Below are 18,963 nucleotides of genomic sequence, written 5' to 3'. Positions count from 1 at the left end.
GGCCGCGGCCGGCAGGAAAACTCAAGAAGCCAGCGGCAATACTTGCCAAAGCCCGTTCTGCTGAATCAATTGCCGGTCGCAGTCCGCTTCACGGGCGGCGGCCAATGGTTGCCCAGGCAAGGCCTGGACGACACGCTGACCCTCACTGCGCAACTGGCAGACTGCTTGCCAGAGTGCCGCATCCGTACTGTCAGGCATCCAGATACCGCCAGACGGTAGCTCGACTTCAGCACGCCCCAGGGTCACCAGGGTTTTCAAATCGGTAGAGAAACCGGTCGCCGGACGGGCACGACCGAAGTCGGCACCGATGTCGTCATAACGACCGCCCTGGGCAATGGACTGACCCACGCCCGGGACGAACACGGCGAACACCACGCCGGTGTGGTAGTGATAACCGCGCAACTCACCCAGGTCGAAATACAGCGACAACTCGGGGAAGCGCACCGACAGACGCTCGGCAATCGCCAGCAAGTCGTCCAGCGCCGCCAATACAGGCGCCGGCGCACGAGCCAGGCGCTCACGGGCAGCGGTCAACACCTCACGTCCGCCACACAGATCCACCAGCGCCCGCAACATGTCCGACAGATCGGCCGGCAGGCCCTCGGTCAGGCTGATGACCTCGTCGATGGCCTTGCGTTGCAGGGCATCGAACAACTGTTGCTCCACTTCGCCGGACAAACCGGCCGCACGGGCAAGGCCGCGATAGATGCCGACATGCCCCAGGTCCATGTGGACATCCGGCACGTCAGCCAGTTGCAGCATGGCCAACATCAGGCTGATGACTTCTACGTCGCTGCTCGGGCTGGCGTCGCCATACAATTCGGCACCCAGCTGGATCGGGCTGCGCGAAGACGACAAGGCCCGCGGCTGGGCATGCAGCACACTGCCGGCGTAGCACAGGCGGCTCGGACCTTCACGGCGCAGGGTGTGGGCGTCGATGCGCGCCACTTGCGGCGTGATGTCGGCACGAAAGCCCATCTGCCGGCCCGACTGCGGGTCGATAACCTTGAAGGTGCGCAGGTCCAGGTCCTGGCCCGCGCCGGTGAGCAGGGATTCCAGGTACTCGATATGCGGGGTGACGACGAACTCGTAACCCCAACTCTGGAACAGATCCAACACCTGCCGACGCGCTACTTCGATACGCGCAGCTTCCGGTGGCAGTACTTCTTCGATGCCATCTGGCAGCAGCCAGCGGTCTACCGTTGCCATTACGCCATTCCCCTATGGTCCGGGCGGCCAGCCCTCGGGCAAGCCTTGAGTGAAGCAGAAAACACTTGGCCCACACGCAAAACACGCGCATGAGCGACGTGACGAATGGCCCGCAATCGGCCTCGCCCAGCGCTTTCCTCGAAAAACCTGTCGGATCGTTCAACCCGACGCCTGCAACCAAAACCGCAATCAAACGTGCAGACGCAAAAAAGCCGGGAATTTCCCGGCTGCCGCATCATACACACGTTTTCCCAAAGGATCACCCCGCCCGACGCTTTAGCCGCCGGGCGGAGTGTCTCAGGTCAACGTCGCATCAAGGCTTGGACTTTTCCAGGTAGTGGAAGAAGTCGCTGCTTGGGTCCAGGACCAGGACGTCGGATTTGTTCGCGAAGCTTTCACGGTAGGCACGCAGGCTACGGTAGAACGCGTAGAACTCCTGATCCTGCCCGTAGGCCTTGGCATAGATCGAAGCGGCCTGGGCATCACCATCACCACGGACCTCTTCCGATTCACGATAGGCTTCGGCCAGCAGCACACGGCGTTGACGATCGGCGTCGGCACGGATGCCTTCGGCCAGCTCGTTACCCTTGGCACGGTGCTCACGGGCTTCACGCTCACGCTCGGTGCTCATGCGCTCGAACACGCTGCGGTTCACTTCCTTCGGCAGGTCGATGGCCTTGACCCGGACATCGACCACTTCGATACCCAGCTCTTTTTCTGCCATCGAGTTCAGCGAACGGGTGATGTCGGCCATGAGCGCATCACGCTCACCGGACACCACTTCATGCAATGTGCGCTTACCGAACTGGTCACGCAGGCCCGATTCCAGGCGACGGGACAAGCGCTCGTCGGCGATCTGCTTCAGGCCCGAGGTCGCGGTGTAGAAGCGCTCGGCATCCTTCACGCGCCACTTGGCATAGGCGTCGACCATCACGGCTTTCTTTTCCAGCGTCAGGAAGCGTTGCGTCGGCGCATCCAGCGTCATCAGACGCGCGTCGAACTTGCGCACCTTGTTGACGTACGGCACCTTCACATGCAGCCCCGGCTGGACATCAGCCTGGACCACGCGACCGAATTGCAGCAACACCGCACGCTCGGTCTGAGCCACGATGTAGAAGCAGTTCCAGGCAGCGATCGCCACGACGACACCGACAATAAGGGCGATCAGCGATTTATTGCTCATCAGCGACTCTCCCTGGTACGTGCTTGCTGTTGCTGCAGATCCGCCGCCGCACGAGCGTTGGCTTCATTGCTGGCGGCCGCCGAACTGGTCACTGGCGCGCTGGTGTTGCGACCGCTCTCGACCATCTTGTCCAGTGGCAGGTACAGCAGATTGCTCTGGCCGTTCTTGTTGCCGGTCACGAGGACCTTGCTGGTGTTGCTGAAGACTTCCTGCATGGTGTCCAGGTACAGACGCTGGCGGGTCACTTCAGGGGCCTTGCGATACTCGGCCACCAGCTTGGTGAAGCGATCAGCCTCACCCTTGGCGCGGGAGACCACTTCGTCACGGTAACCGTTGGCATCCTCGATGATGCGCTGGGCCTGGCCACGGGCTTCCGGCACGACGCCGTTGGCATAGGTTTCGGCCTGGTTGCGCGAACGCTGCTCGTCTTCACGGGCACGGATCACGTCATCGAAGGCTTCCTGGACCTCACGCGGTGCCGCTGCGCTCTGGACGTTGACCTGGGTCACGGTGATCCCGGTGCGATAGGTATCGAGGAACCGTTGCAGGCGTTCCTTGATTTCGCTGGCCATCAGTTCACGACCTTCAGTCAGCACCTGGTCCATGGCGGTGGAACCCACCACATGGCGCAGGGCGCTTTCGGTCGCGTGCTGCAGGCTGATTTCCGGCTGGTCGACGTTCAGCACGAAGTCCTGCAGGTTGGTGATCTTGTATTGCACGGTCAGCGGCACTTCGACGATGTTCTCGTCTTCGGTCAGCATCTGGCCCTGCTTGGTGTACGCCCGCTCACGCGTGACGTTTTCCATGTACTTCTGGTCGATCGGCGGGAAATAGATGTTCAGGCCCGGGCCAACCGTCTCGTAGTACTTGCCGAAGCGCAGCACCACGGCCTGCTCCTGCTCGTCCACGACATAGACCGCGCTGTACAGCCAGACAGCCGCCAGCACGACGAGGCCGATGCCGAGCAGGCCGAAACCGCCGCCCTTGCCCGGACGACCACCACCCTCGTCACCGCGTTTTTTACCACCACCGAACAAACCGTTCAGGCTTTCCTGCAGCTTTCGGAAGGCCTCGTCGAGATCCGGCGGCCCCTTGCGGTCGCCGTTGTTACGACGCTTGCCACCCCAAGGATCCTGATTATTCGAGTTGCCACCCGGCTCATTCCAAGCCATAGCGCTCTCCATCTGATAAAGCAAAGACGCACCCACGGCGCGCCGACCAATGCTACAGAATGCCTGACACAGCTTTCTCAGGCTTTTATTGCAAAGTGTGTTGCTCGATGAATTCCATCGGTTGCAGCCCTTCGCGGCTGACCAGCCGGTTGAGCTCCGACCGAGGCAGGCGAACAGCCAGCAGGCAGACGCCTTCGTCGTCGTGTTCTTCTTTTTGCACGGCCCCCAGCTCGAAAAACTGCGCACGCAGCCGGGCGAAACGTTGCGGCAATTTCAGGGTGCCTACAAACAGATCGTTGCCCAACAGCTCGGCCACGGCCTGCCTGAGCAGGTCCAGGCCGGTGCCATCGCGGGCCGACAGCCAGACCCTTTGCGGCTTGCCATCGGCATCGCGCTGGATCTGCGGCTCCACGCCTTCGAGCAAATCGAGTTTGTTGTATACCTCGAGGATCGGCAAGTCCTGGGCTCCGATCTCACCCAGCACCACCATCACCTGCTCGATCTGCAGCATCCGGTCCGGTTCGGCGGCATCGATCACGTGCAGCAGCAGGTCGGAGTTGCTCGACTCTTCGAGCGTAGCCCGGAAAGCCTCGACCAGCTTGTGCGGCAGGTGACGGATGAAGCCTACGGTGTCGGCCAGCACGATCGGCCCGAGGTCGTCCAGGTCGAGCCGGCGCAGGGTCGGGTCGAGCGTGGCGAACAATTGGTCGGCGGCGTAGACGTCGGATTGGGTGACGTTATTGAACAGGGTCGATTTGCCGGCGTTGGTATAGCCCACCAGTGAAACCGTCGGGATATCCGCGCGCTTGCGGCCGCGTCGCGACTGCTCGCGCTGGCTGCGGACCTTTTCCAGCCGCCCCTTGATCTGGCGCAGGCGAACCCGCAACAGGCGCCGGTCGGTTTCCAGCTGGGTTTCACCCGGGCCGCGCAGACCGATACCGCCTTTCTGCCGCTCAAGGTGAGTCCAGCCGCGAACCAGCCGCGTACTCATGTGCTCAAGCTGGGCCAGTTCGACCTGGAGCTTGCCTTCATGGGTGCGGGCGCGTTGGGCGAAGATATCGAGGATCAGCCCCGTACGGTCGATCACGCGACACTCGAAGACACGTTCGAGGTTACGTTCCTGACTGGGCGTGAGGATGTGATTGAAAATCACCAGGTCGACCTGCTCGGCCTTGACCAGGTCGCGCAACTCCTCGACCTTGCCACTGCCGATCAGGAACTTGGCGGTTGGCCGATGACGCGGCACGTTGAAAAACGCGACGGTCTCGGCGCCGGCCGAAAGTGCCAATTCCTGAAACTCCTGCGGATCTTCGCGCGCCTCAGGGTCCTGTCCATCCAAGTGAACGAGAATGGCCCGTTCACCACCACCGTGGCGCTCAAAGAACAAAGGAGGCTCCTATCAGGCGTTACCCGGTTCAGCGTCACCGCCTTCGGATTCGGTTGCGCTAGGCAGACGAATTGGACGAACTGGCACGACTGTAGAGATCGCGTGCTTGTAGACCATCTGGCTGACGGTGTTTTTCAGAAGGATGACGAACTGGTCGAAAGACTCGATCGTGCCTTGCAGTTTGATCCCGTTGACCAGATAGATGGACACCCCAACTTTCTCTTTACGTAAAGTGTTCAAGTAAGGGTCTTGTAGCGAATGCCCTTTTGACATGTGCCGCACTCCTTTAAGGATCAATTATAAAAATCGGAATCAGATGGCTTGGGCCGTCACACCCCCAAGGATAGACGGCAATTGCAAGGACTCAGCTCAATATGGAGATGGTCCCAAGGTATTTCAAGGCGCGTGGCAGATTGTCGCAATCGAGACTGTCGAGCCAATGCAGGTCAGTCCAGCTGCGCAGCCAGGTGAACTGGCGTTTCGCCAATTGGCGCGTGGCAATGATCCCACGCTCCTGCATCTCGGCTGACGTCAGCTTGCCGTCCAGGTAATCCCAGACTTGTCGATAACCTACCGCACGTATAGACGGCAACCCGGGATGCAGGTCACTTCGCTCACGCAGGGCTACGACCTCGTCTATGAACCCCTGTTCCAACATTAATGTGAATCTTTGTTCAATTCGCCGATGCAGCACTTGCCGGTTCGCCGGAGCGATGGCCAGATTCGCGACAGTATAGGGCAATTGTTGCAGTCCCGAAGCGGCTGCTTCAGTACTTTGCGCAGATTGTCGTTGGCGCAGGGCCGTCATGCTCTGGCCGCTGACCCGATAAACCTCCAGGGCCCGACTGAGCCGCTGCGGGTCATTGGGGTGAATACGCGCCGCCGACTCCGGGTCGATGACCGCCAATTGCTCATGCAGGGCTTGCCAGCCAAGGCGCGCGGCTTCTTCTTCAATCTGCGCGCGCACCTCGGGATCGGCCGCCGGCATGTCCGCCAGCCCGTCGACCAAAGCCTTGTAATACAGCATCGTGCCGCCCACCAGCAGCGGGATCTTGCCTCGCGCGGTGATTTCGGCCATGGCCTGGAGCGCGTCACGGCGGAAGTCGGCCGCTGAATACGCCTCGGCCGGGTCCAGGATGTCGATCAGGCGGTGGGGAAATTCGGCCAGCAGTTCTTTTGACGGCTTGGCAGTGCCGATGTCCATGCCCCGGTAGACCAGGGCCGAATCGACGCTGATCAGCTCGCAGGGCAAAACCTTGGTCAACTCGATCGCCAGGTCGGTCTTGCCGGCGGCGGTCGGGCCCATCAGGAAAATCGCAGGAGGCAACTGGCTCATCAACGACCGCGCAGGAACAGTTTGTCCAGGTCGTCCAGGCCCAGTTGGGTCCAGGTCGGCCGGCCATGGTTGCATTGACCGCTACGCTCGGTGTTTTCCATGTCCCGCAGCAGGCCGTTCATTTCCGGCAGGGCCAGGCGCCGGTTGGCGCGGATCGCGCCGTGGCAGGCCATGGTGCCGAGCAGTTCGTTCAGGTGCGCCTGGATCCGGTCGCTGGTGCCGTATTCCATCAAGTCCGCCAGCACGTCGCTGACCAGGCGATTGGCCTCGGCCTGTTTCAACAACGCCGGAATCTGGCGGATCGCCAGGGTTTCCGGCCCCAGGCGCTGCAATTCGAAGCCCAGGCGCTGGAACCAGGCCACATGTTCCTCGGCACAATCGGCTTCGCGCTGGCTGACGGCCAGGGATTCGGGCACCAACAGCGGCTGGCCGCTCAAGCCTTCGCTGGCCATGGCGATTTTCAACCGCTCGTACATGATCCGTTCGTGGGCGGCGTGCATATCCACCAGGACCAGGCCCTGGGCGTTTTCCGAGAGGATATAGATGCCTTTGAGTTGCGCCAGGGCATAACCCAACGGCGGGATATCACCCTGGCCGTCGGGCAATGCCACCGCACCGGGTTCAGGCAAGGGTTTGAAGAACTCGCGATAGGCTGCCTGAGCCTCGGCCGCCGGCACGTTGGATTGCGGGCGTGGGGTGTATTGATACTGGTAGCCGCTGCCGGCACCGCTCCCGGCCGGGTTGTAGCTCGGTTGCGGCGGGGACTGCTCCAGCAGCGCGTTGGCCGCCAGGCGCATTTCGCCCTGCGGGCCGAACTCGCCCGCTTCCAGCCCCGTTGGCCGGACCATGCCAGCCACTGCCGCCGGAGCCGCCAACTGATCTTCCGGGCGCACATCGCCCAAGGCACGGTGCAAGGTGCCATAGAGGAAATCGTGGACCATGCGCCCGTCACGAAAGCGCACTTCGTGCTTGGTCGGGTGCACGTTGACGTCCACCACCGCCGGGTCGACTTCGAAAAACAGCACGAAGGTCGGATGCCGACCGTTGAACAGCACATCGCGATAAGCCTGGCGCACCGCGTGGGCCACCAGCTTGTCGCGCACAGCGCGACCGTTCACGTAGAAATACTGCAAGTCCGCCTGGCTGCGGGAAAACGTCGGCAACCCGACCCAACCCCACAGGTGCAGGCCATTGCGCTCCACCTCGATGGGCAATGCCTGCTCCAGGAAACCGGCACCGCACACCGCGCCGACACGGCGGGCACGGGCCGCATCATCATGGGCCTCGTGCAGGCTGAGAATGGTCTTGCCGTTGTGGCGCAAATGGAACGCCACGTCAAAACGCGCCAGGGCCAGGCGCTTGATGACTTCCTGCAAGTGATCGAATTCAGTCTTCTCGGCCTTGAGGAACTTGCGCCGGGCCGGAGTGTTGAAGAACAGGTCGCGCACTTCCACCGAGGTACCCACCGGATGGGCCGCGGGCTGGACGCGAGAGGCCATGTCCCGGCCCTCGGTCTCGACCTGCCAGGCCTGTTCGGCGTCACGGGTGCGGGAGGTGAGAGTCAGGCGCGACACCGAACTGATGGACGCCAGCGCCTCACCACGAAAGCCCAGGCTCATGACCCGCTCAAGGTCTTCCAGGTCGCGAATCTTGCTGGTGGCGTGACGCGCCAGGGCCAGCGGCAGGTCCTCGGAAGAAATACCGCCACCGTCATCGCGTACCCGCAGCAGCTTGACGCCGCCTTGCTCGACATCCACATCGATGCGCCTGGCCCCGGAGTCGAGGCTGTTTTCCAGCAACTCCTTGATGACCGACGCCGGCCGCTCGACCACTTCGCCGGCGGCGATCTGGTTCGCCAGCCGGGGGCTGAGCAGCTCGATGCGGGCGTTGCTGCCGATCACTTCGTCACTCATTGCTGAACCGCCACGTCATTGCCGGGAATGGTCAGGGTCTGGCCGATCTTGAGCTCGTCGCTCTTGAGGTTGTTGGCGCTGCGCAAGGTCGCAGGCGACACCTGGTAACGCACGGCGATCATCGCCAGGGTTTCGCCGGGGTTGACCCGATGGTCCCGCGGGCCCTGGGCAATCTTGCCGGAATCGCGCAGCCAGGCAATGTAGGTACCTGGCGGTGGATTCTGCTGGAAGAACTGCCGCACGCCACTGCTGATGGAACGGGCCAGGGCCTGCTGATGACTGGAGGACGACAGCTTGGACGCCTCGTTGGAGTTGGAGATGAAGCCGGTTTCCACCAGGATCGACGGGATGTCCGGCGACTTGAGCACCATGAACCCGGCCTGTTCGACGCGCTGCTTGTGCAGCGGCGTGACGCGACCGATGTTGCTCAGGACTTTCTGGCCGACGTTGAGGCTGGAGGTCAACGAGGCCGTCATCGACAAATCGAGCAATACACCGGCGAGCATCCGGTCCTTGTCATCGAGGCTGACGTTGCCGGCACCGCCGATCAGGTCGGAACGGTTTTCGCTGTCGGCCAGCCAACGGGCGGTCTCGGAGGTGGCGCCACGGTCGGACAGGGCAAACACCGAGGCCCCGAACGCAGCGGCCGAAGGCGCGGCGTCGGCGTGGATGGAGACGAACAGGTCGGCGCCCTTCTTGCGGGCGATTTCGGTACGCCCGCGCAGGGGAATGAAGTAGTCGCCGGTACGGGTCAGCTCGGCGCGGAAGCCTTTCATGCCATTGACCTGGCGCTGCAATTCGCGGGCGATGGACAGCACCACGTCCTTCTCACGTTGTCCGCGCGAGCCCGAGGCTCCAGGGTCTTCGCCACCGTGACCGGCATCGATCACCACGATGATATCGCGCTTGCCGGCCGGGGCCGGTGGTAGCTTGAGCGCAGGCTCGGTAGGGGTCACCGGCACCGCTGGGACCGTGGCGACATTGGTCGGCGGCGGTGGAGGTGGCGCCGCATCGGCCGGGTTGTCGAACAGGTCCACCACCAGCCGGTTGCCGTATTGGGCGTTGGGGGCCAGGGTGAAGCTTTTCGGGGTCACGGCTTTTTTCAGGTCGATGACCACCCGCAGGTCGGTCGGCGTACGCTGGGCCGAGCGCATCGCGGTAATCGGCGTGTTGGCGGTCGCCACGTTCAATGGCGCGCCCAGGGTCGCACCATTGATGTCGATCACCAGGCGATCCGGGGCGGTCAGGGTGAATACGCTGTGCTGCACCGGGCCCGTCAGGTCAAACACCAGCCGTGTATTGTCCGGCGCCCGCCAGAGGCGAACGCTGTTGACCTTTGTCTCGGCCACAGCATCGACGGCCAGTGCCGTAAGCAACAGTCCTACGACAGCAACCACCGCGCGAAAGCGCATACCAAACCCCATCATCAATTAGTTTCCAATGCCAAAGCGGCACACCACGACTCGCCACGCGAGCCTTGCGGCGTCAGTTTCAGCGAACGCCCGCCGTTCTGCGCGCCAATGGTAATGGTCAGGTCGGGCTTTGGCAAAAAGCCTGCACCCTTCTGGGGCCATTCGATCAGGCACAAGGCGTCATCTTCGAAATAATCGCGGATACCGAGGAATTCCAGCTCTTCAGGATCCACCAGTCGATACAGGTCGAAATGGAAGGCGCGAATGTCGCCGATCTCGTAGGGCTCGACCAGGGTGAACGTAGGGCTTTTGACGGAGCCGACGTGCCCGAGGCCGCGAATGATGCCACGGGACAAGGTAGTTTTCCCCGCGCCAAGGTCGCCTTCGAGAAAAATCAGGCCATGGCCGGCGGTGATCTGCGCGATGCGAGCACCAAATTGTGTCATGGCGTGTTCATCGGCCACGTACAGGGTTACTTCAGACACGGTGAATGCTCCTCCAACAACTGACGAATGGTCGGGATCAGATCGGTCGCCGCCAACCCCCGCCCCGCACGACCGGCCTGGGCGCCAGCACTGGCATGCAGCCAGACCGCCAGGCTCGCGGCCTCGAAGCTCTCCATGCCCTGGGCGAGCAAGGCACCGACCACGCCGGCCAACACATCCCCCAGGCCCGCCGTGGCCATGGCCGGATGGCCCTGGCTGCAAACCGCCAGGCGACCATCCGGGCTGGCAATCAGGCTGCCGGCGCCCTTGAGGATCACCGTGGCGGTGTATTTCTGACTTAATGCATGGGCCGCCGCCGGGCGATCGGCCTGCACCTGGGCTGTGGATATCCCCAGCAATCGCGCCGCCTCGCCCGGGTGTGGGGTGATCACACACTGCTCGGGCAAACCAACGTCACCGTTGCTCAGCAGGTTCAGCGCATCGGCATCCCACACTTGCGGCAGCGACGCATTGGCCGCCGCCGACAACAGGCTACGCCCCCAAGCGGCCTGGCCCAGGCCTGGCCCGACCACCAGCACGCTGGCCTGTTGGAGCAAGCCCATCAATTGGTTCGCCGAATGGGTACCCTGCACCATGACTTCAGGTAAACGCGTCAGCGCAGCCGCTACATGCTCGCTGCGGGTCGCCATCGACACCATGCCCGCACCGCAGCGCAGGGCGCTTTCGGCACTCATCTGGATCGCACCGCCAAAACCCCGGTCGCCACCGATCAGCAGCACGTGACCGAACTTGCCTTTGTGGGACGTGGCGGCGCGAGGTGTCAGACGTGGCAGATTATGGGGTGAAAGCAGTCGGGCACTGGCCGGTGTGGCTTCAACAATATCTGGGTCGGCGTGCAGATCATTGAATACCAGTTCACCGACCCGGTCCGCCGCTTCGCCGGTAAACAGGCCCAGTTTCAAGCCAATGAAGGTCACGGTCAGGTCAGCCGTCACCGCCGTGCCCAGCACCCGCCCGGTGTCGGCACACAACCCCGAGGGAATATCCACCGCCGCGACCGGCAGGCCGCTGACATTGATCGTATCGATGGCCTGCACATAAGGCTCGCGCACATCGCCACTCAGGCCCGTGCCCAGCAGTGCGTCCAGCAATACGCCACGCAACTCTGCCTCATCCGACCATGGCTCCATCGGCACGCCCACCGCCACGGCTTCGGCATGGGCATTGGCCGCGTCGCCCTGCAATCGCCGGGGCTCGCCCACCGTCAGCACCCGCACCGACCAGCCAGCGCGCCGGGCCAGGGTAGCGACCAGGTAGCCATCACCCGCATTGTTGCCATGCCCGGCCAGCACGGTCAGTTCGCGGGCGTCAGGCCAGCGCCGAACAATCGCTCGCCAGGTGGCGCGGGCAGCCCGCTGCATCAATTCGAAACCGGCGGTGCCGGCCGCGATCAGTTGTGCGTCGAGGGCCCGGACCTGCGCAGCACTGTACAGCGCGTCGGGAAAATCATCTTTAGTGTGCGGCATGCGTCTTCGGGCTCCGATGTCTGGCAGAATTATACGCATCTCAGCTCTGGTTTCTCTCGCCTCATGCCTGCCATTCCCACAGACCTCCCCGCCCTCGCCCAATCCATCAAGGAATGGGGCCGCGAGCTGGGTTTCCAGCAGGTCGGCATCAGCGGCCTGGACCTTGCCGAGCATGAGCAACACCTGCAACGCTGGCTCGACGCCGGCTACCACGGCGAAATGGACTACATGGGCGCCCACGGCAGCAAACGCTCACACCCCGAGGAGCTGGTGCCAGGTACGCTGCGGGTGGTGTCCCTGCGCATGGACTACCTGTCGGGCGACACGCACATGGCGCAGATGCTCGGTCAACCGGAGAAAGCCTACGTCTCGCGTTATGCGTTGGGCCGCGATTACCACAAATTGATCCGTAAACGCGTGCAACAACTGGCAGAAAAAATTCACGCGGTCATCGGCCCCTTCGGTTATCGCGCCTTCGTCGACAGCGCGCCGGTGCTGGAAAAAGCCATCGCCGAACAGGCCGGGCTGGGCTGGATCGGTAAAAACACCTTGGTGCTGAACCGCAAGGCCGGCAGCTATTTCTTCTTGAGCGAGCTATTTGTCGATCTGCCCCTGCCGGTGGACCCGCCCCATGCCAGCGAACATTGCGGAAAATGCACCGCATGCCTGGATATCTGTCCTACGAATGCCTTCGTCGGGCCCTACGTGCTTGACGCCCGACGCTGCATTTCCTACCTGACCATCGAACTGAAAAACGCCATCCCCGAGGAGCTGCGGCCGTTGATCGGCAACCGGGTGTTCGGCTGTGATGACTGCCAGATCGTCTGTCCATGGAACCGCTTCGCCCGACCGTCCGGGGAAAGCGACTTCAAACCACGGCACAACCTGGACAATGCCGGGTTGGCCGAGCTGTTCATGTGGGACGAGGCGACTTTCCTCAGCAGCACCGAAGGTTCACCGCTGCGCCGCGCCGGGTACGAGCGCTGGCTGCGCAACCTGGCGGTGGGCCTGGGTAATGCGCCCTCGACGATTCCCGTGCTGCAAGCTCTGGAGGCCCGGCGCGACTACCCGTCGGAGCTGGTGCGCGAGCACGTGGAGTGGGCGTTGCGCCAACATGCCGAGCGTCAAACTTCGTCGTTGTAGACGAACTTCGGCATTTCCCAGTGGAAGCGAATCGCCAGGAGCCGCAACAGGAAACCACCGAACAAGGTGATGAGGATCGCTTGTTCGTTCGGCAGTTGCAGGAAGACACACAGCAGATAACACCATGCCGCGGCAAACGAGACGCTGGCGTAAAGTTCACGACGGAAGATCAGCGGAATATCGTTGCAGAAGATGTCCCGCAGAATGCCGCCGAACACCCCGGTGATCACCCCACTGACCGACGCCACCAGCATGCCATGACCCATTTCCAGGGCCGTCATGCAGCCGATCAGGGTGAACGCCACCAGGCCCACGGCGTCGAGCACCAGGAACAACGAGCGCAAATGGCGCATCCAGCGCGCCAGGAACACCGTCAGCATCGCCGCTGCCGTGGTCAGCACCAGGTATTCGGGGTGCTTGACCCATGTGAGCGGGTAATGACCGAGCAGCACGTCGCGCACCGAGCCGCCACCCAGCGCCGTGACACAGGCGATCAGCACCACGCCGAACCAGTCCATGCCCCGGCGTCCGGCAGACAAGGCGCCGGTCATGGCTTCGGCGGTGATGGCGATCAGATAAAGCATCAGCAACATGATGGCGGTCCGTACGGGAAGGCGCGCAGTCTAGCCAGTTTGGGCAGGCACCAAAAGAGGGCAGCTCCGACATGTCAACACAGAACCCGTGGCGAGAAGATTTGTGGGAGCAAGGCTTGCCCGCGATGATGGCGGTGCGGTCATTCAGAAACCGAGTCGCCTGTTTCGCGAGCAAGCTTTGCTCCCACAAAACCACAAGCTACAAGAACGCCGTGCGCTGGAATCAGAACTTGATGAAGTGCTTACGGTAGTGCTGCAACTCGGCAATGGACTCGCGAATGTCGTCCAGGGCCAGGTGGCTGCCACCCTTCTGGAAGCTGTCGCGCACTTGCGGGGCCCAGCGGGCGGCCAGTTCCTTGAGGGTGGAGACATCCAGGTTGCGGTAGTGGAAGTAGCTTTCCAGGGATTTCATGTGGGTATAGAGGAAGCGACGGTCCTGGCAGATGCTGTTGCCACAGATCGGCGACTTGCCCTTTGGCACCCACTGTTCCAGGAAGGCGATGGTCTGGGCCTCGGCCTCGGCCATGCTGATCTTACTTTCGCGCACCCGCTGGGTCAGGCCCGAGCCGCCGTGCTGGCGGGTGTTCCATTCGTCCATGCCGGCCAGGATCTCGTCGCTGTGATGGATTGCGATCACCGGGCCTTCGGCCAAGGTGTTGAGGTCGCTGTCGGTGACGATGGTGGCCATTTCGATGATGACGTCGGTATCAGGGTTCAGACCGGTCATTTCCAGGTCGATCCAGATCAGGTTCTGCGGGTTTTGCATAGGGAGGCTCCTCGGCGTAGCCACGCAGTTTAGCCTAGGCCGGCCTTTGGGCGTGCTAAACTCGCGGCCGTTTTACCCTATTCGCTGTATTTCTTCATACGGAACACCCATGGCCAAACGCCAACTCAATCGTCGTCAGAACTGGCGCATCGAAAAGATCCAGGGCGAGCGCGCCGCCCGCGCCGCCAAACGCGAATCCAGTGCTGTCGAAGCCCTGGAGGGTGGCGACCTGGGCCCTGAACAGACCGGCCTGGTAATCGCCCACTTCGGCGTGCAGGTCGAGGTCGAGGCCCGGGAAGGCGAATTGGCCGGCCAGGTATTCCGCTGCCACCTGCGCGCCAACCTGCCGGCGCTGGTGACGGGCGACCAGGTCGTCTGGCGTGCCGGCAACCAGGGCATCGGCGTGATCGTCGCACAATTGCCGCGCCACACCGAGCTGTGCCGTCCAGACAGTCGGGGTCAGCTCAAGCCCGTGGCCGCCAACGTCGACATGATCGTCATCGTGTTCGCCCCGCTGCCCGAACCCCACGCCAACCTGATCGACCGTTACCTGGTAGCCGCCGAGCATGCTGGCATCCGACCGTTATTGCTGCTCAACAAGTTCGACCTGATCGACGAACACAACGCTCCGGCGCTGAACGCCTTGCTGTCGGTCTATCGGGACTTGGGTTACCCGGTGCTGGAAGTCTCGGCCCATCACGGCAACGGCATGGAGCAATTGCAGCAGCAACTGGACGGGCGCATCAGTGTGTTCGTCGGCCAGTCCGGTGTCGGCAAGTCGTCGCTGGTCAACAGCCTGCTGCCGGACGTCGAGACCCGTGTCGGGCCGCTGTCCGAGCTGTCCGGCCAGGGCACCCACACCACCACCACCGCGCGACTGTTCCACTTCCCCGGCGGCGGTGAATTGATTGACTCACCGGGCATCCGTGAGTTTGGCTTGGGTCACGTGAGCCGGGCCGATGTCGAAGCCGGATTCATCGAGTTCAACGAGCTGATCGGCACCTGCCGCTTCCGCGACTGCAAGCACGATCGCGAACCCGGCTGTGCCCTGCTCAAGGCCTTGGAAGAAGGTCGTGTGCATCAGCAACGGATGAACAGCTACCGCTCGATCATCGCCAGCCTGCCGGAAAGCAGTTACTGACCCGACCGGACACCTTTGTGGCGAGGGGATTCGTGGGAGCAAAGCTTGCTCGCGAAACAGGCACCTCGGTCTCTGAAAGACCGCATCGCCTTCATCGCGGGCAAGCCTTGCTCCCACAGGTCTGTATCGGCCCTTAGGTCACTGCGCAGGCGTTCCAGCAGGCTTGGGCGCAGCATCGTCGAACAGGTTCAGACGTTCGCGCAGCTCATGGGCCGGCACGGGCTGCTGGTCCGCCGGCAAGGCGTTCGGATCAACCGCAGCACCAGGCGTCGCCGGGACTTCACCCGGTGCGCCCTGGCCCTGGGCCGGATCCGGCGCCGGGTCGTCGGTTTGCGAACCTTCGATGGCTTGCTGGGCCTTCTTGGTCAACACCACGATATCGATACGCCGGTTGACCGGGTTGAACGGGTCCTTGCGGTCGAACAACGCCGAGGATGCGTAACCGACCACCCGCGCCACCTGTTCGTCCGGATAGCTGCCAGCCACCAGGGCACGACGGGCCGCGTTGGCGCGGTTGGCGGACAGCTCCCAGTTACCGAAATCACCTTTGCCGACGTAGGGCTTGGCATCGGTATGACCGCTGATGCTGATCTTGTTCGGCACCGCCTTGATGGTGTCGGCCATGGCCAGCAGAATGTCTTCGAAATAAGGTTTCAGGCGCGCACTGCCGGAATCGAACATCGGCCGGTTCTCGGCGTCCATGATCTGGATGCGCAAGCCGTTCGGCGTGATCTCGAACAGGATCTGGTCCTTGAATTTCTGCAGCTGCGGGTTCTCCTCGACCTTGTTCTGCAATTCCTGCAGCAACAATTCCAGGCGCTCGCGCTCGATCTGCTCGGCCATGCCTTCGACCTGCTCGGAATCCACCGTCACCTTGTCGGGCTGGGGCTCGGATTTGACTTCAGGATTGAGGGTCGTGTCCGGCGCCAGGGTCGGTGAACCACCCAGGTCGATGATGTACGGCGTGCCGCTTTCAGTAAAACCGACCGGGTCCTTGAAGTAACCGGCGATGGCGATCTTCTGTTCCGGGGTCGCGGTGGACAGCAGCCACAGCACCAGGAAGAACGCCATCATCGCCGTCGCAAAGTCGGCGAAGGCGATTTTCCAGGCGCCCCCGTGATGCCCCGCGGCTATGCGCTTGACGCGCTTGATGATGATCGGCTGGTTATTTTCCATGACTTAACGACCGCGAACCGCTTGTTCCAGCTCGGCGAAGCTTGGACGGTGCGCCGGGTACAGGACCTTGCGACCGAACTCCACCGCCAGCGATGGCGGCATGCCCGAGGCCGAGGCCACCAGGGAAGCCTTGATGGCTTCGTAGACGTTGAGTTCTTCCTTGGCGTCATGGGCCAGGGAGTGGGCCAGTGGGCCGAAAAAACCATACGCAGCCAGAATACCGAAGAAGGTACCCACCAGTGCCGCCCCCACGTGCAGGCCGATGGACTTCTGGTCGCCGTCGCCCAGGGAAGCCATGGTCACCACGATGCCCAATACCGCCGCGACGATACCGAAGCCGGGCATGGCGTCGGCGATACCGGTGACTGCGTGGGAAGGGTGCTCCAGGTCTTCCTTGAGGCTGTACAGCTCCATGTCGAACAGGCCTTCGAGCTCATGGGGCGCCATGTTGCCGGACGACATGATGCGCAGGTAATCACAGATGAACGCCGTCATGCGGGCATCTTTGAGCACCGCAGGATACTTGGCGAAAATCGGGCTGGCAGCGGCGTCTTCAATATCGCCTTCGATCGCCATCATGCCTTCGCGGCGGCTCTTGTTGAGAATCTCGTAGATCAGGCCCAGCACTTCGAGGTAGAAGGTGTGGCTGAAACGCGAACTGAACATGCCCAGGGACTTCTTGAGCACGTGCATCGTCATGTAGCCGGGGTTGGCCTGCAGGAATGCGCCAAGGGCCGCGCCACCAATGATCATCACCTCGAAAGGCTGGATCAGGGCGGCAATCTTGCCGTGAGAAAGCACGTATCCGCCGAGTACGCTCGCGAACACGACAATGATGCCGATAATTTTAGCCATAGATAGAAAGTACTTATTTAAGTCGGGTTCAAGGTCATATTCGGAAGCTGAAAAATCTCTTCTTCTACTTATCGGCAAAACTGCGCCAGACTATAGCCAGTTCTGGCGAAAAGCCAGTTTGGCCCGCTTCGGGCGTAGAGAATTCATACGATGATCACGTCCAGCCATGACTAACGAAACTAAGGTTCCAACGCCGCGACCGACCACGCTCGAAGGCTGGGTAAAGCTGCTGGACGGCGTGCACCTACCAGTGCCCCAGGCCAGTCATGACCTGGTCTGCAAGGCCATTGCCGACAGCCGCCGCTCGTTGCGCGACATCGCCGAACTGATGCAGGACAGCCCGGCCCTGGCCCTGAGCGTCATCCGCGAGGCCAACCATCACACCCATGGCAGCCTTGCAGAACCGGCGGAAAATCTCGAAGTAGCCATCAACCGTCTCGGCCTCAAGCGCACCGAGGAACTGCTCGCTCGCTTGCCGTCGTTGCCGGGGCAAGAAATCCCCGTTGCCTTGCGCCAGCTGCAATTGATCAGCCAGCACGCCACGCAACAGGCCAATGGCTTTTTTGCCAGCCGCCTGGCGCGACTGTGGCAGGACATACACTGGGGCAGCCTGTTGTTTCTGTCGCCGCTCTGGCCCCTGGCACTGACTCACCCGCGGTTGCTGGGGGAGTGGGAGTTGCGGGTCGTCCATAAAGGTGAGCCCGCGAGCAAGGTCGAGCGCGAATTGTTCGGCGTCAGCCTGCTGAAGATCTGCCTGGCACTGGTAGAAACCTGGCGCTTGCCGATCTGGGTGATGCAGGGCTATCGCCTGCTGCTCAATGAACGCCGCGAGCTGGTGAGAGTGCTGCGCATCGCCCGGGACAGCGAACACCCACTGCGCCAACAGAATCGCCTGGACGATGACCCGACGCTGCGGCGCTGGCTCAATCAACCGGCCAATACCGTATTGCTGGCCAACGGCCTGGCACTTTCAGCGCAACAGGCCTGGGACAGCCCCCACATTGTCCGCTGGCAATACCTCACCAGTTTGTATCTGCAGATGCCGATGGATGAGGTCCAGCAACAACTGCACCAACAAGCTGTCACCAGCGCCCGTCATGACGCCATGCCGGACCTCTGGCACCCGGCCGTGGCGTTGCTCTGGCCCTGGGACAGCCGTCGCATCCACCCCGGATTGCTCCCCCCCGCCCCACCCAGCGCCGAAGACCTGAGCCAGTGGCGCAAGCAATGCTCCGCACTGTTGGTGGAACCGAGCCCCTTTCGCAATGCCATGCACTTGACCACCTCGGCACGGGACGTGTTGGTGGCCTGTGGCATGCGTCGGGTGATGATCCTGATGGCCGACCGCAGCCAGGCCAGCGTGCGCGTACACCAGACCGCCGGCCTGCCGAAAGAAGCCGCGGCCATGAGTTTTACCATCAGCCAGAGCAAGATATTGCAGCGGTTGCTGGCCCAGCAGGCCCAGGTTCGCCTGAACCCGGACAACAATGCGCAGTTTTCGGCTCTGCTGCCACCGGGCCTGCGCAGCCTGTTCCGGGGTGAGCACCTGCTGTTGCGCTCACTGACCTGCAATGGCCGAGTCATCATGCTGGTGGCGGTGGACCAGGGCGGCGGGCCGTTCTCGGACGTGACCGTGCAAGCCTTCGGCAAAACCGTGCAATGCATCGAACGGGCCCTGCATACCTTTACCAACCGCGGCCGCTGA

General features: G+C 62.4%; 17 protein-coding genes. 3 read left to right on the top strand and 14 right to left on the bottom strand.

Annotated elements, in window-relative coordinates:
- Positions 1 to 21: 21 nt before the first annotated feature.
- The 10 genes from PBDP_RS03025 to PBDP_RS02980 all read right to left on the bottom strand — a co-directional run bounded on the left by PBDP_RS03025 (position 22) and on the right by PBDP_RS02980 (position 11,584).
- On the bottom strand, positions 22 to 1,209 hold the full coding sequence (locus tag PBDP_RS03025; RefSeq protein WP_109752166.1) for an ATP phosphoribosyltransferase regulatory subunit: 1,188 nt from the start codon (positions 1,207 to 1,209) through the stop codon (positions 22 to 24).
- A gap of 313 nt (positions 1,210 to 1,522) precedes the next feature.
- Entirely contained in the window at positions 1,523 to 2,392 is an 870-nt protein-coding gene (gene hflC, locus PBDP_RS03020) for a protease modulator HflC (protein ID WP_109752165.1), read from the bottom strand.
- Positions 2,392 to 3,564, bottom strand: a complete 1,173-nt coding sequence (hflK, locus tag PBDP_RS03015; protein WP_212801799.1) for an FtsH protease activity modulator HflK — start codon at positions 3,562 to 3,564, stop codon at positions 2,392 to 2,394. Before hflK ends, hflC begins: the two co-directional genes overlap by 1 nt.
- Before the next feature lie 85 nt (positions 3,565 to 3,649).
- Positions 3,650 to 4,951: a ribosome rescue GTPase HflX gene (gene hflX / locus PBDP_RS03010; RefSeq protein WP_109752163.1), complete on the bottom strand. Its 1,302-nt coding sequence runs from the start codon at positions 4,949 to 4,951 to the stop codon at positions 3,650 to 3,652.
- A gap of 12 nt (positions 4,952 to 4,963) precedes the next feature.
- On the bottom strand, positions 4,964 to 5,224 hold the full coding sequence (hfq, locus tag PBDP_RS03005) for an RNA chaperone Hfq (RefSeq protein ID WP_003186419.1): 261 nt from the start codon (positions 5,222 to 5,224) through the stop codon (positions 4,964 to 4,966).
- 91 nt (positions 5,225 to 5,315) lie between these two features.
- Complete coding sequence (gene miaA / locus PBDP_RS03000; protein ID WP_109752162.1) at positions 5,316 to 6,287, bottom strand: tRNA (adenosine(37)-N6)-dimethylallyltransferase MiaA; 972 nt, start codon at positions 6,285 to 6,287, stop codon at positions 5,316 to 5,318.
- Positions 6,287 to 8,200 (bottom strand): DNA mismatch repair endonuclease MutL, encoded by a 1,914-nt coding sequence (gene mutL / locus PBDP_RS02995; protein ID WP_116834041.1) that lies wholly within the window; start codon positions 8,198 to 8,200, stop codon positions 6,287 to 6,289. Before mutL ends, miaA begins: the two co-directional genes overlap by 1 nt.
- Positions 8,197 to 9,627: an N-acetylmuramoyl-L-alanine amidase gene (locus tag PBDP_RS02990; RefSeq protein WP_109752160.1), complete on the bottom strand. Its 1,431-nt coding sequence runs from the start codon at positions 9,625 to 9,627 to the stop codon at positions 8,197 to 8,199. Before PBDP_RS02990 ends, mutL begins: the two co-directional genes overlap by 4 nt.
- Positions 9,627 to 10,097: a tRNA (adenosine(37)-N6)-threonylcarbamoyltransferase complex ATPase subunit type 1 TsaE gene (gene tsaE / locus PBDP_RS02985; RefSeq protein WP_109752159.1), complete on the bottom strand. Its 471-nt coding sequence runs from the start codon at positions 10,095 to 10,097 to the stop codon at positions 9,627 to 9,629. Before tsaE ends, PBDP_RS02990 begins: the two co-directional genes overlap by 1 nt.
- Complete coding sequence (locus PBDP_RS02980; RefSeq protein ID WP_212801798.1) at positions 10,085 to 11,584, bottom strand: NAD(P)H-hydrate dehydratase; 1,500 nt, start codon at positions 11,582 to 11,584, stop codon at positions 10,085 to 10,087. The genes tsaE and PBDP_RS02980 overlap by 13 nt, the downstream gene beginning before the upstream one ends.
- Before the next feature lie 63 nt (positions 11,585 to 11,647).
- Here PBDP_RS02980 and queG point away from each other — a divergent pair, with 63 nt between their 5' ends.
- The gene (gene queG, locus PBDP_RS02975; protein ID WP_212801797.1) at positions 11,648 to 12,727 is read left to right on the top strand and encodes a tRNA epoxyqueuosine(34) reductase QueG; all 1,080 of its coding nucleotides are present in this window, start codon (positions 11,648 to 11,650) and stop codon (positions 12,725 to 12,727) included.
- Here queG and PBDP_RS02970 read toward each other — a convergent pair.
- Both PBDP_RS02970 and orn read right to left on the bottom strand, forming a co-directional pair.
- Positions 12,709 to 13,323 (bottom strand): trimeric intracellular cation channel family protein, encoded by a 615-nt coding sequence (locus PBDP_RS02970; protein ID WP_170866829.1) that lies wholly within the window; start codon positions 13,321 to 13,323, stop codon positions 12,709 to 12,711. The genes queG and PBDP_RS02970 overlap by 19 nt on opposite strands.
- A 220-nt stretch (positions 13,324 to 13,543) precedes the next feature.
- Positions 13,544 to 14,086 (bottom strand): oligoribonuclease, encoded by a 543-nt coding sequence (orn, locus tag PBDP_RS02965; RefSeq protein ID WP_003197208.1) that lies wholly within the window; start codon positions 14,084 to 14,086, stop codon positions 13,544 to 13,546.
- Between the two features lie 109 nt (positions 14,087 to 14,195).
- Here orn and rsgA point away from each other — a divergent pair, with 109 nt between their 5' ends.
- Entirely contained in the window at positions 14,196 to 15,227 is a 1,032-nt protein-coding gene (gene rsgA / locus PBDP_RS02960; protein ID WP_028237543.1) for a small ribosomal subunit biogenesis GTPase RsgA, read from the top strand.
- A gap of 138 nt (positions 15,228 to 15,365) precedes the next feature.
- On the opposite strand, the gene motB is transcribed toward rsgA, so the two are convergent.
- Positions 15,366 to 16,403, bottom strand: coding sequence for a flagellar motor protein MotB (motB, locus tag PBDP_RS02955; protein WP_176688728.1), 1,038 nt, complete (start codon positions 16,401 to 16,403; stop codon positions 15,366 to 15,368).
- A gap of 3 nt (positions 16,404 to 16,406) precedes the next feature.
- Entirely contained in the window at positions 16,407 to 17,258 is an 852-nt protein-coding gene (gene motA, locus PBDP_RS02950) for a flagellar motor stator protein MotA (protein ID WP_003197198.1), read from the bottom strand.
- A gap of 166 nt (positions 17,259 to 17,424) precedes the next feature.
- On the opposite strand from motA, the gene PBDP_RS02945 reads away from it, so the two are divergent.
- Entirely contained in the window at positions 17,425 to 18,963 is a 1,539-nt protein-coding gene (locus PBDP_RS02945; RefSeq protein WP_116834039.1) for an HDOD domain-containing protein, read from the top strand.

This window comes from Pseudomonas sp. St290 (assembly GCF_018325805.1).
In the GTDB taxonomy this organism is placed as follows: domain Bacteria; phylum Pseudomonadota; class Gammaproteobacteria; order Pseudomonadales; family Pseudomonadaceae; genus Aquipseudomonas; species Aquipseudomonas bijieensis.
The sequence above is the reverse complement of the archived record's forward strand: the minus strand, read 5'-3'. Positions and strand labels throughout refer to the sequence as shown.